11 protein-coding genes are annotated in these 12,694 nt (G+C 67.3%); 2 read left to right on the top strand and 9 right to left on the bottom strand.

Annotated features, from left to right (window positions below; genetic code table 11):
• Nucleotides 1–98: 98 nt before the first annotated feature.
• Nucleotides 99–704: a flavin reductase family protein gene (locus MF609_RS03905; protein WP_242414974.1), complete on the bottom strand. Its 606-nt coding sequence runs from the start codon at nucleotides 702–704 to the stop codon at nucleotides 99–101.
• Between the two features lie 78 nt (nucleotides 705–782).
• Between MF609_RS03905 and MF609_RS03900 the strand changes: the two genes are divergently transcribed.
• Complete coding sequence (locus MF609_RS03900; RefSeq protein ID WP_242414973.1) at nucleotides 783–1,475, top strand: cytochrome b/b6 domain-containing protein; 693 nt, start codon at nucleotides 783–785, stop codon at nucleotides 1,473–1,475.
• A complete protein-coding gene (locus tag MF609_RS03895; protein ID WP_242414972.1) occupies nucleotides 1,472–2,224 on the top strand; it encodes a molybdopterin-dependent oxidoreductase in 753 nt (250 codons plus the stop codon). The genes MF609_RS03900 and MF609_RS03895 overlap by 4 nt, the downstream gene beginning before the upstream one ends.
• Nucleotides 2,225–2,243: 19 nt before the next feature.
• On the opposite strand, the gene MF609_RS03890 is transcribed toward MF609_RS03895, so the two are convergent.
• The 8 genes from MF609_RS03890 to infB form a co-directional block, all read right to left on the bottom strand.
• Nucleotides 2,244–4,013 carry a hypothetical protein gene (locus tag MF609_RS03890; protein ID WP_242414971.1) on the bottom strand — a complete coding sequence of 590 codons (1,770 nt, stop codon included), beginning with the start codon at nucleotides 4,011–4,013 and terminating at the stop codon, nucleotides 2,244–2,246.
• Between the two features lie 342 nt (nucleotides 4,014–4,355).
• On the bottom strand, nucleotides 4,356–6,692 hold the full coding sequence (gene pnp, locus MF609_RS03885; protein WP_242414970.1) for a polyribonucleotide nucleotidyltransferase: 2,337 nt from the start codon (nucleotides 6,690–6,692) through the stop codon (nucleotides 4,356–4,358).
• 233 nt (nucleotides 6,693–6,925) lie between these two features.
• Nucleotides 6,926–7,195, bottom strand: a complete 270-nt coding sequence (gene rpsO, locus MF609_RS03880; protein ID WP_056455357.1) for a 30S ribosomal protein S15 — start codon at nucleotides 7,193–7,195, stop codon at nucleotides 6,926–6,928.
• 11 nt (nucleotides 7,196–7,206) lie between these two features.
• The gene (truB, locus tag MF609_RS03875) at nucleotides 7,207–8,208 is read right to left on the bottom strand and encodes a tRNA pseudouridine(55) synthase TruB (protein ID WP_242414969.1); all 1,002 of its coding nucleotides are present in this window, start codon (nucleotides 8,206–8,208) and stop codon (nucleotides 7,207–7,209) included.
• The gene (locus MF609_RS03870; RefSeq protein ID WP_242414968.1) at nucleotides 8,208–8,783 is read right to left on the bottom strand and encodes a thymidine kinase; all 576 of its coding nucleotides are present in this window, start codon (nucleotides 8,781–8,783) and stop codon (nucleotides 8,208–8,210) included. Before MF609_RS03870 ends, truB begins: the two co-directional genes overlap by 1 nt.
• Entirely contained in the window at nucleotides 8,784–9,197 is a 414-nt protein-coding gene (gene rbfA / locus MF609_RS03865) for a 30S ribosome-binding factor RbfA (RefSeq protein ID WP_277991011.1), read from the bottom strand.
• Between the two features lie 3 nt (nucleotides 9,198–9,200).
• Nucleotides 9,201–9,809, bottom strand: coding sequence for a hypothetical protein (locus MF609_RS03860; RefSeq protein ID WP_242414967.1), 609 nt, complete (start codon nucleotides 9,807–9,809; stop codon nucleotides 9,201–9,203).
• Complete coding sequence (gene infB / locus MF609_RS03855) at nucleotides 9,806–12,691, bottom strand: translation initiation factor IF-2 (RefSeq protein ID WP_242414966.1); 2,886 nt, start codon at nucleotides 12,689–12,691, stop codon at nucleotides 9,806–9,808. Before infB ends, MF609_RS03860 begins: the two co-directional genes overlap by 4 nt.
• Nucleotides 12,692–12,694: the final 3 nt, after the last annotated feature.

The following is a 12,694-nucleotide window of genomic DNA, read 5'->3' as shown; positions in this document are numbered from 1 at the left end:
CGCTGACCTCGCGAATCCAGCCGAAGCGGCAGCGTCTATGGATTCCCGCCTGCGCGGGAATGACGAAATCCACGATTGGCGCTGAATGTCGATCAGGCCTAGGCCGGGCGGCGCATGTCGAAGCGGTCGCCCAGCTCGAAATAATCCCCCGCCCCGCCACCGCGCAGGATGGGGTGGGCGCGTTGGGTGCGATACACGCCGTCGTCGAGCAGCGCCGGGTCGATATGGACCTGCACCACCTCCCCCAGCACCAGCCACGTGTCGATATCGCCGCCCTGGTGATCGGTCAGCCGGACGATCTGGGTCGTGCGGCATTCGAACTGGACCGGTGATCCGGCGACGCGCGGCGGCTTCACCTGGGTTGAGGGCAGCGTGTCGAGGCCGGCGAGCTTGAACTCATCCTCGTCGGTCATCGCCGAGGTCGCGTTCATCGCCTCCGCCTGCTGCCGGGTCGCGAGGTTCCAGACGAATTCTTGCGTATCGCGCGCGTTGGCCAGCGTGTCCTTCGCCCCGGTCGAGGCGAAGCCGATGATCGGCGGGCGATAGTTGAAGGCATTGAAGAAACTGTACGGCGCGAGATTGCGTTTCCCCTCGCGCGACAGGCTGGAAATCCAGCCGATCGGACGCGGGGCGACGATCGCATTGAAGGGATCATGGGGCAGGCGATGGCCGTCGGCCGGGGCATAGGAATGGAAGTCGGTCATGGGGTTCCCCAACGCACGATATGGACGCGGGGTGCAACGCCCCTTCGCACCGCGCGCATCGCGGCATAGGATGACGCCATGACGTCGCGAACCATCAAGCGCCATGCGCTGGCCACCCGGCTGTGGCACTGGGTCAATGCGGTCGCGATCATCATCCTGATCGGCAGCGGGCTGATGATCCTGAACGCACATCCCCGGCTCTATTGGGGCCGCTATGGCGCGAATTTCGATTCGGCTTGGCTGACGTTCGACCGGTTCCCGGGATGGGTGACGATCCCGCAAAACTACAACCTCGCGCTCGCCCGCAACTGGCACCTGACCTTTGCGCTGGTGCTGGGGTTCGGGCTGCTGGCCTATATGATCGCCAGCCTGCTGAACCGGCATTTCCAGCGCGATCTTCGCATCCGGCGGCGCGACTTGTCGCGGCGGCATCTGATCGCCGATATCCGCGCGCACCTTGCCTTCCGCTTCCATGACCCGGAGGCACCGGGCGATTACAACGTGTTGCAGAAGCTGAGCTACGTGCTGGTGATCTTCGGGCTGTTGCCGCTGGTCATCCTGACCGGCATCACCATGTCGCCGGGGCTGAACGCGGCGTTCCCGTGGGCGCTGGAGCTGCTGGGCGGGCGGCAGTCGGCGCGGTCGATCCATTTCCTCGCGGCGAGCGGCATCACGCTGTTCGTGATCGTCCATCTGGTGCTGGTGATCCTTGCCGGTGCGGTTAACGAGGTGCGCTCGATGATTACCGGTCGCTGGCGGGTGCCCGAATGAGCCGGCTGATCTCGCGCCGCTCGGCGCTGGTCGTGGGGGCCGGCGGGCTGGTCGCCGCGTGCGACAAGGTAGCGCAGCTGCCGGCTGCGCAGACGCTCTTGGGCGGGGCGGAGGATGTCCATCGCGGGTTGCAGCGCGCGATCACCGCGCGCGACGCGCTGGCGGTCGAATATCGCCCCGAACAACGCTCCCCGATCTTTCGGGCGAACGGGACCAACAATCCGAACACGCCCGATTACAACGCCCATGTCGCGAACCGCTTCGCCGACTGGCGGGTGACGATCGACGGGCTGGTCGCGCGGCCGCTGTCGCTGCGGCTCGACCAGATCCGGTCGATGCCGTCGCGCCAGCAGATCACGCGGCACGATTGCGTCGAGGGGTGGAGCGCGATCGGCAAATGGACCGGGCCAAGGCTGTCGCGGCTGCTCGATCTCGCCGGACTGCGTGCCGACGCACGCTATCTGGTGTTCCACTGCGCCGATGCGATCGGCGGGCGGCCTTATTATGAATCGATCGATCTGGTCGATGCCTTCCACCCGCAGACGATCCTGGCGTGGGCGCTGAACGACCGGTTGCTGGGAGTGCCCAATGGCGCGCCGCTGCGCCTGCGGGTCGAGCGGCAGCTGGGGTACAAGCACGCCAAATATGTCGAGCGGATTGAGGCGGTGGCGTCGCTGGGCGGGATCGCCGGCGGCAAGGGCGGCTTCTGGGAGGATGTCGCCGACTATGACTGGTATGCCGGAATCTAGGACGGGTTGACCGGCCGGTCTACCGCCCCGTCGGTTCCGTCGTCGCCAGCAACGCGGCGGCCGCCGGCTGTTCGGGCGTGTCGAACGCGCCCTTCGCCACTGGCAGCAGCGTAGCGACCGCGTCCGCGCGCAGATCGCGCGCGATCAGGTCGCGGCCCAGTGTCAGGCGGGGCGCAGGTGCTGCGGGGGCCGCCTGCACGACCTTGTACAGGCCACCGACCGCCGCCTCCGATGCCGGCTCTCCCGCCACGACGAAGCTGTCGTGATAGGCGATCAGCGGCAGGATCGCCTCCGGATCGAGGCGGTTGGCGCGGACGATGAAGCTGCGCGCCTCGGCCAGCCGCTGCCTGCGGTCGGCGGCGGGCGCGCGCAGTGCCAGCCGGGTCAGCGCCGTCCCCTTCCACACCAGCGCGCCGATGTCGGACGGGGCCTTGGCCAGTGCCCGGTCGGCAGCGGCAAGACACGCATCGGCATTGTCGCTGCGGCATTCGGCCTCGGCCAGCAGCAGCTGGTTCTCGATGAGGTCGGGGAAGCGCGTCGCGTTGCCCCGCAGCCGATCGAGCCATGCGCTTCGCCGGGTCAGCGCAGCCGTCCGGTCGCGCGTGGCCTCCGGCACCTCGATCCGGGCGCCGAGTTCCAGCCTGCCGCGGATCAGCCCCGCCTCGGCACGGGTCAGGCGGCGAACGGTCGGTTCGGGTGCGCGGTCGGCGGGAAAGGTAAGCCGGTCGAACGGCGACTTGCTGCCGCGATGGATCATCACCGCGCGCTGCAATTCACCGGGATCGCCGAGCGCCGCGGCGGCGGCCTGCGGGTCGGTCCCCTTGGCAATCTCCGCCAGATAGCGCTGCAGCCGCGGCTTCCAGCTGTCGGAAAAATAGAGGAAATGAACCATCCGCCAGGCGTGATAGGGGGTCCATGCCCGCCCCTTGCCGGTCAGATAGCGGCCGTTCAGCACGTCGCGGACGGGATAGTCGCCGAACCGTTCCATGACCTTGAAGAAGCCGTCGGGGCGGCGGCCATAATCGACCGATCCGTTGCCGACGACCATCGTCCCGAACATCTCGCCAAACCCCTGCAGGAACCAGCGCGGATAGGCGGCGGGGAAATAGGTCATCAGATAGTTTTGCGCGAACGCGGCGTAGAGGCGCGACTGGGCCGATTGGCAGATGGCGATCTCGTTGACCGAGAATTGCGAGAGATATTCGGCCGAATCGGGTGGAGCGTCCGGACTGGTCGCCCGAGACACCGGGAAATTGCGCCATAGCGGGCTGTCGTCGTCCGGATCGCAATTGCGGCTGGTCGGGCGACCGGTCGAGGGACGCAGCACAAGGTTGAGGGCAGTCTCGGTCGTCCCGATCACCGATCCTTCGGCGCGCGGATCATAATAGATCGTCTTGGCGAACTCGAGCGGGTACGGGCCATATTGCCAGCGCAGATCGGTCAGACGCAGCTGTTCAAACCCGCCGGCATCCTCGATCATCGTCACCGCGACCTTGATCGTGTCGTCGCCCTGACCCGTGCGACCGAGCAGCGCGGTCAGCAGGAAGTGCAGCTTTTCGAGGTTATGCGCGGTCGCGCGCAGTTCGGCCTCGGCGCCCTTGCTGAACACCACGACATGCGGCGTTTCGGCCATGCGCCAGTCGCTCGGTTCGGGCCTGGCGTCGCCGGTGCGCGGACGGGTGCCGGTGACGGTGATCGTGGTGTCACCATTGCGGACCGGCGCGGTCAGCTGGGCATGGGCCGGGACGGTCAGGGTCGCTGCAAGGACGCACGCCAGCCACCGCTTCATCGAAGCCTCCCCCCTATCGTTTGGCGCATCAGGCACCGGCGCGGGCCGATTGGCAAGCCGATTTGTGGGGCGGGCGAACGGATGGCGGCAGAGAGGCTGTGCCCTCGGCACCCGGTCGCCTGACCGATCTGACCGGGAAGCCGTCGCCCCAGCGAAGGCTGGGGCCTCAAGCGGTTCCTGCCGCGCGCTGTAACCGGGAGATCCCAGCCTTCGCTGGGATGACGTCTGGAGCAAGCGGAATAGGGTCTTCGCGGACGCCTCGGCTTGTTCCGGCCCGACGAACAAACAAAAAAGGGGCCCGCGTCGCCGCGAGCCCCTTCCCTTCACGCCGGAGCGTGCCGATCAGTTGTCGGTGATGAACGACGGCAGGCCGGCATTGCCGCCATCGTCCTTCGATTCCTCGCGACGCGGACGGTCGCCACGGTCGCGGCGCGGGCCACGATCGCCGCCGTCGCGACGCGGACCGCGATCGCCGCCTTCGCCGCGGGGACCACGGTCGCCGCCGTCACGACGCGGACCGCGCGGGCCACGGTCGCCGCCTTCGCGCGGTTCGCGCGCCGGACGGGTGTCTTCCAGCTCGGCACCGGTTTCCTGATCGACGACGCGCATCGACAGGCGCACCTTGCCGCGCGGATCGACTTCGAGGACCTTGACCTTCACTTCCTGGCCCTCCGACAGGACGTCGGCGACCTTCTCGACCCGCTCGTTGCGGATTTCGCTGACGTGGACGAGACCGTCCTTGCCGCCCATGAAGTTCACGAACGCACCGAAATCGACGAGGTTGACGACCTTGCCGTTGTAGATCTTGCCGACCTCGGCCTCTTCGACCAGACCCTTGATCCAGTTGACGGCGGCTTCGATCTGCGCCGGATCGGACGACGACACCTTGATGACGCCCTCGTCATCGATGTCGACCTTGGCGCCGGTGGTGGCGACGATCTCGCGGATCACCTTGCCGCCGGTACCGATCACTTCGCGGATCTTCGACTTGTCGATGGTGAAGGTCTCGATGCGCGGCGCGTGGGCCGACAGCTCGGTGCGGGTCTCGCCCAGCGCCTTGGCCATTTCGCCGAGGATGTGCGCGCGGCCTTCATTGGCCTGCGCCAGTGCGACCTTCATGATCTCTTCGGTGATACCGGCGATCTTGATGTCCATCTGGAGCGAGGTGATGCCCGCGCTGGTGCCCGCCACCTTGAAATCCATGTCGCCGAGGTGATCCTCGTCGCCCAGGATGTCGCTGATGACCGCATAGTCCTTGCCTTCGAGGATCAGGCCCATGGCGATGCCCGACACCGGACGCTTCAGCGGCACGCCCGCATCCATCATCGACAGCGAACCGCCGCAGACCGTCGCCATCGACGACGAGCCGTTCGACTCGGTGATGTCCGACAGGACGCGGATGGTGTAGGGGAATTCTTCCTTCGACGGCAGCACCGGGTTCAGCGCGCGCCATGCCAGCTTGCCGTGACCGACTTCGCGGCGGCCCGGCGCACCGAAGCGGCCGACTTCACCGACCGAATAGGGCGGGAAGTTATAGTGCAGCATGAAGCGTTCATAGTGCAGGCCGTTCAGCCCGTCGATCATCTGCTCGGCGTCCTTGGTGCCCAGCGTCGTGGTGCAGATCGCCTGCGTCTCGCCACGGGTGAACAGCGCCGAACCATGCGCGCGCGGCAGGAAGTGGACCATCGCCTCGATCGGACGGACCGTCTTGGTATCGCGACCGTCGATGCGGCGGCCTTCCTTCAGGATGGCGGTGCGGACGATCTCGGCTTCCAGCTTCTTCACGAGCTTGAGCGTGCCGAGATATTGGGCGGGATCGCTTTCCTTGAGGTCGGCGAAGGCGTCGCGCGCCTTAGTGCGGGCGTCGTTGATCGCGTTCTGGCGGGCCTGCTTGTCGGTCAGCTTGTAGGCCGCCGTCAGGTCCTTGCCGATCAGCGTCTTGAGCTTCTTCTTCGCGGCCGACTGGTCGGCGACGGGCGCCAGTTCCCACGGGTCCTTGGCAGCCTGTTCGGCGAGGTCGATGATACAGTCGACGATCTTCTTCGACGCGTCGTGCGCGAAGACGACGGCACCCAGCATGACCTCTTCCGACAGCTCCTTGGCTTCGGATTCGACCATCATCACGGCGTCGCCGGTGGCGGCGACGACGAGATCGAGGTCGCCTTCCTTCACCTGATCCAGCGTCGGGTTCAGGATATATTCGCCATTCTGGTAGCCGACGCGCGCCGCGCCGATCGGACCCATGAACGGCACGCCCGAAATCGTGAGCGCCGCCGACGCCGCGATCATCGCGACGATGTCCGGCTCGTTCTCGCCGTCATAGCTCAGCACCTGGGCGATAACGTTGATTTCGTTGTAGAAGCCTTCGGGGAACAGCGGGCGGATCGGGCGGTCGATCAGGCGGCTGACCAGCGTTTCCTTCTCGGTCGCGCCGCGTTCGCGCTTGAAGAAGCCGCCGGGGATGCGACCCGCAGCCGAATATTTTTCCTGATAGTGGACGGTCAGCGGGAAGAAGTCCTGGCCTTCCTTGACCGAGCGTGCGGCGGTGACCGCGCACAGCACCACGGTTTCGCCGAGCGTCGCGATGACCGCGCCGTCGGCCTGACGCGCCACGCGGCCCGTTTCGAGGGTCAGCGTCTTGCCGCCCAGGTCCATGGTGCTTTTCTTGATATCGAACATTGCGTTTCCTTCGCGTCCGGCGGCCCTATGCGCGCCGGGGCAGCTTGGGTGGAACCTCCACCCCTTGGATCAGGCCGTGTCGGCCCGGTGTCCCGCATCGCCGGATTGCGGCGGGACGGCTTGGCCGGAGCGATCCGGTCACAAAGCCTATACCCCGTTTTGCGGGGAATTGGGTGACGGAGTTTGTGCCGTCCCACATGGAAAAAGGGCGGCCCGTCGGACCGCCCTTCCTGTCACTTCCGAAGGCCGAGCTTCGCGATCAGCGCGCTGTAGCGCTCCGCGTCCTTCTTCTTCAGATAGTCGAGCAGCGAACGCCGCTTGTTGACCAGCATCAGCAGACCGCGACGCGAATGATTGTCCTTCGCATGGGTCTTGAAATGCTCGGTCAGGTTCTGGATGCGGGTGGTCAGGATCGCGACCTGCACTTCGGGGCTGCCGGTATCGCCTTCGGCGCGGGCATGTTCCTTGATGAGGGCCTGACGGTTTTCTGCAGTGATCGACATCGTCGTCCTTTCTATTCGAGGTTGAAGCCGCGGACGACACGGGTTTCCCCGCCTTCGGTCTCGACCAGCGCCACCGGCACATCGTCCAGTGTCGCGAAGCCCAGACCGTCGTCCGCTGCAAACCCGATCAGTCGAAGCCCCTTGCGGAGCCGCCCTGCCTGATCGGGATCGAGGGACAGAGCCGGGATGTCGTCCAGCCCCGCCCCCAGTGGCAGGAGCGTTTCTTCAAGCGCGTGGCCCTTACCCAATTCCGCCAGTTTGTCCAGCGAAATGGCCGATTCGAGCGTGAACGGCCCGGCTTTCGTCCGGCGGAGCATGGTGACATGGCCGACCGTGCCGAGCGCCAGCGCGATGTCTCGGGCGAGGGAGCGGATGTACGTGCCCTTGGAGACGAAGGCTGACAGGGTGATTTCCTCAAGCTCCTCCCCGCTGGCGGGGAGGGGGACCGCCGGCGCAGCCGGGGGTGGAGGGGGGCCACCAGCAGCGGAACGTTCGCGGACGCCCCCCTCCACCATGCTGCGCATGGTCCCCCTCCCCGTCCCGGGGAGGAACTTGAGGTCGAGTACCGTCACCTTGCGAATCGCGAGGACGACCTCTTCCCCCTTGCGCGCGAGGTCATAGGCGCGTTCGCCATCGACCTTCAGCGCGGAATAGGCCGGCGGGACCTGTTCGATCGGCCCGGTGAACCGCGCCAGGGCCGCTTCGACGGCGGCAAATGTCGGCCGCACCGGCGACTCGGCGATCACCTTGCCTTCGAGGTCGAGCGTGTCGGTCTGCGCGCCGAAGCGGATGGTGAAGTCGTAGCGCTTCGACGCGTCCAGCATCCGCCCGGCGAGCTTGGTCGCCTCGCCGATCGCGACCGGCAGCACGCCCGTCGCCAGCGGATCGAGCGTGCCGCCATGGCCAACCTTGTGCTTGCCATAGCCGCCCTCGCGCAGCGCCCGCTTCACCGCCGAGACGATTTGGGTCGAGCCGGGACCCAAGGGTTTGTCGATGATGATCCAGCCGTGCATCAGTGCATCGCTTCACAGAAATGACGACGGCACAGCGCGACATAGCGGTCGTTGCCGCCGATCTCGGTCTGTTGGCCATCGCGGACGGCACGGCCTTCGCTGTCGACGCGCAGGTTCATCGTCGCCTTGCGACCGCAGGTGCAGACCGATTTGAGTTCGATCAGCGCGTCGGCGATCGCCAGCAGGCGCGCGGAGCCGGGGAACAGCGCCCCCTGAAAATCCGTACGCAGGCCGTAGGCGAGGACCGGCACGCCGAGATCGTCCGCGACCTGTGCCAGCTGATCGACCTGGGCCGCCGACAGGAACTGCGCCTCGTCGACCAGCACGCAGCCGACCGCGTGCTGGCGATGCTGGGCGGCGACGCTTTCGAGCAGGTCGGTGTCCGCATCGAACGGCGTCGCCGGCGCGGACAGGCCGATGCGCGAGCCAATGGTCCCCGCCCCCTCGCGCGTGTCGATCGCGGCGGTGAACAGCATCGTCGTCAGCCCGCGTTCGCGATAGTTGAAATCGGCCTGCAGCAGCGTCGTCGACTTACCCGCGTTCATCGACGCATAATAGAAATAGAGCTTGGCCACTCAGTCCTCGGCCCCGCCCTCGTCATCGCCCGGCGTCAGGTCGCGGGCGACCTTGGGATCGCGCAGCAGCTGGTCGATGCGGGTGCCTTCGTCGAAGCTCTCGTCGATCAGGAACTTCAGCTTGGCGGCATATTTCAGGTTCACCCGCCGCGCGACCTCCGACTGGAGATAGGCGGTGTTGGTGCGCAGCGCCTTCAGCACCACCTGTTCGTCCTTGCCGAGGAACGGCTTCACGAACACCGTCGCGTGGCGCAGGTCGGGCGACATGCGGACTTCGGTGACCGACACGAGATGCTTTTCCAGCACCTCGTCATGCACGTCGCCGCGCGCGAGGATTTCGGACAGGATGTGGCGGACCTGTTCGCCCACGCGCAGCAGGCGGACGGAGCGGGTTTCGGGCGTGGTGTCTGACATGATCTAACCGAATTGGCAGTGGAACCAGCGGCTGTCGAGTCGCTGGCACCAGATGGTGTGGCTGTTGGGAAAACTGCGGCGGATATCGGGCGCGACCGGCCCGCCGTTCCAGCCACGCGCGGCAGCCATGCGGTCGGTCGGGTCGTGGACGATGGCGGCCCATTTGCCATCGAACCCGATAATGGTGCGAAAGGCGGTGCGCGGCGGAACGCGGAAGACGCCGGTGATGCCCGTCGGCATCTTGCCCCCGGTCAACGCGGCATCGAACGCGCCACGGTCGGACCGCAGCATCAACCAGGACGGTGCGACATGCGACCAATAGAGGCTATGATCGACGGCGAACGCCGCGAACGGCAGGGAGACGACCGGAAGGAACACCAGCAGCAGGGCCGGGATGCCCGCGGATCGCCAGCGCCATGCCTGCACCACGCCTTCCAGCAGGAACGCCGGCCACAAGGCGACGAACGCCGGGACGACCAACCGCATCCCCTCGCCGGAAATCGCGTTGGCGACGAACAACGCCGCCGCCCCGCCGAGGACCCAGGCTATGCAGAAGCGCAGCCGGGGGCGGAGCGTGGCGGCAAGGGTTGCCCCCTGCCGCCCGTCACTCACAGCGTACGATCGCGCAGTTCGACTTCGTAGGTTTCAAGGAAGTCGCCCGCCTTGATGTCGGTGAAGTTCTGCGTGAACGTGACACCGCATTCGAGGCCCGCACGCACTTCGGGGACATCGTCCTTGAAGCGACGCAGCGACGCGATCTCACCCTGGTAGATGATGACGTCGTTGCGCGTGATGCGCGCCTTGAGCGCCTTGCGGATGACGCCTTCGACGACCAGCAGACCGGCGGCCCGACCATGCTTGCCCGCCGAGAAGACCTCGCGGATTTCGGCACGGCCGACGACGGTTTCGAACGCTTCCGGCCCGAGGGTACCGGCCATGCCCGCACGGATATCGTCGGTCAGCGTGTATATGACGTCGTAATATTTCAACGCCACCTTGTTCCGCTCGGCGATCTCGCGCGCCTTGGCGTTCGGGCGGGTGTTGAAGCCGATGATCGGCGCACCCGATGCCGCTGCCAGCGTCACGTCGCTCTCGGTGATGCCGCCCACGCCCGAATGCAGGATGCGCACCCGGATATCGTCGGTCGAAATCTTGTTGAGCGAGCCCACGATGGCTTCGACCGAGCCTTGCGTATCGGCCTTGACCACCAGCGGATATTCGATCGCCTGCTTCGACTTGAGCGCCGAGAACATGCTTTCGAGGCTGGCCGGCGCCTGGGTGGTGCGCTTCTGGAGCAGCACGCCCTGACGATATTCGGCGACCTCGCGGGCACGCGCCTCGCTCTCGACGACCTGCAGCGGATCGCCCGCCATCGGCACGCCCGACAGGCCCAGCACCTCGACCGGGGTCGACGGGCCGGCCTGCTTCACCTGGCGCCCCTTGTCGTCGATCAGCGCACGGACCTTGCCGCTTTCCGCGCCGACGACGAACACGTCGCCGACCTTCAGCGTACCGCGACGGACCAGCACGGTCGCGACCGGGCCACGGCCCTTGTCCAGCTTCGCCTCGATCACGCTGCCTTCGGCGGCACGGTCGGGATTGGCCTGCAGCTCGAGCAGTTCGGCCTGGAGCTGGATCTTCTCGATCAGCTCCTGCAGGCCGGTCTTCTTGAGCGCCGACACTTCGACGTCCTGGGTCTCGCCGCCCATTTCCTCGACCTGCACGTCATGTTCGAGCAGGCGTTCGCGGATGCGCTGCGGGTTGGCCTCGTGCTTGTCGACCTTGTTGATCGCGACGATCATCGGCTTGCCGGCGGCACGCGTGTGATGGATCGCCTCGATCGTCTGCGGCATCAGCCCGTCGTCGGCGGCAACCGCGAGGATCACGATGTCGGTCACGTCGGCACCGCGCGCGCGCATTTCGCTGAACGCTTCGTGGCCGGGCGTGTCGAGGAAGGTGATCTGCGACTTGTCCTTCATCGTCACCTGATAGGCGCCGATATGCTGGGTGATGCCACCGGCTTCGCCGCGCACGACATCGGTGCCGCGCAGCGCGTCGAGCAGCGAGGTCTTGCCGTGGTCGACGTGACCCATGATCGTAACGACCGGCGGACGCGGACGCAGCGCCTCGGCCGAATCCTCGGTCGTGTCGAGCGCGAGATCGATGTCCGAATCGCTGACGCGAACGATATTGTGGCCGAATTCGGTCACCAGCAGTTCGGCGGTGTCCTGGTCGATCGTCTGCGTCATCGTGACGGGCATGCCCATCTTGAACAGCGTCTTGACCAGGTCGGCACCCTTTTCCGCCATGCGGTTGGCGAGTTCCTGCACCGTGATCGCCTCGGGCACCTGCACGTCGCGAACCTGCTTGACCTGCGGCTCGCGCGGGCCGCCGAAGCCACGCTTTTCCTTCTCACGCGCCCGCTTCAGCGCGGCGAGGCTGCGCGAACGCGCCCCGTCGTCGCCCAGCGCGCGGGTGACGGTCAGCTTGCCCGACTGGCGACGGTCGTCGCCCTTGCGGTCGCGCGACGGTGCCGCACCACGGGCCGGTTCGTTGCGACGCGGGGTCGCCTGACCGGTACCCGATGGAGTCGGACGGGCGGTCTGGCCGCCAGCGGCCGGACGCGCCGCTGCGGTCGCGGCGGGAGCAGCAGCGGGGGCCGGTTCGGGCTTGGGCTGCGGCTTCGGAATTTCCGGGCGCTGCACGGGCGTGAAGCGACGCGGCGCCGGCCGGTTGGGGTCGGCGGTCAGGATGATCGGCTGCGGCGCGGGGGCCGGAGCCGGTGCCGGACGCGGCGCGGGCTTTGCCTGTACCGGAGCCTGTGCCGGGGCCGGCTTTGCCGCGACCGGAGCGGGCGCAGGCGTGGGTGCCGGTGCGGGCGTCGGCGCAGGGGCCGGCGTTTCCGCGACCGGAGCCGGTGCGGGCTTGGCTTCGACCGGAGCCGGGGTCGGCGTCGGTTCGGGCGCAGGCGTCGGCGCGGCCTCGACCGGCTTGGGCGCGGGGGCGGGCGTTTCGGCAACCGGGGCCGGTTCCGGCGCGGGGGCCGGCTTCGGTTCGGCGGCGGCGCGGGCCTTTTCCTCGACGCGCGCACGTTCCGCCTCGGCCGCTTCGCGGGCGATGCGTTCGTCGCGGCGGCGATTTTCCTCGGCCGCGTTCATGCGCGCCTCTTCGGCCTCGCGCAGCAGCTTGGCCTGCAGCTCGTGGCGCGAGAGGCCGGCATTGCTGCTGGCTGCCGGACGCGGGGCGGGTGCCGCCGGCGCAGGCGCGGGCGCCCGCTGCGGGGCGGGTGCCGGCGCTTCTGGAGCGGCCTGTTCGACCTGCTGCTGTTCCTCGCCGGGACGGCCCAGCACGCGGCGGCGCTTCACCTCCACGACCACCGTGTTGGAACGTCCATGGCTGAAGCTCTGCTTCACCTTGCCGGTCTCCACGGTGCGCTTGAGGCCGAGCGGCGCGCGGGTGCCCAGCTTCGGCTTGTCGTTGTCGATGTCGCTCATCCG

The sequence above is a fragment of the Sphingomonas panni genome, from assembly GCF_022664435.1.
Taxonomy (GTDB): domain Bacteria; phylum Pseudomonadota; class Alphaproteobacteria; order Sphingomonadales; family Sphingomonadaceae; genus Sphingomonas; species Sphingomonas panni.
Note: the sequence above shows the minus strand (reverse complement) of the source record. Positions and strands in the feature narration are given on the sequence as shown.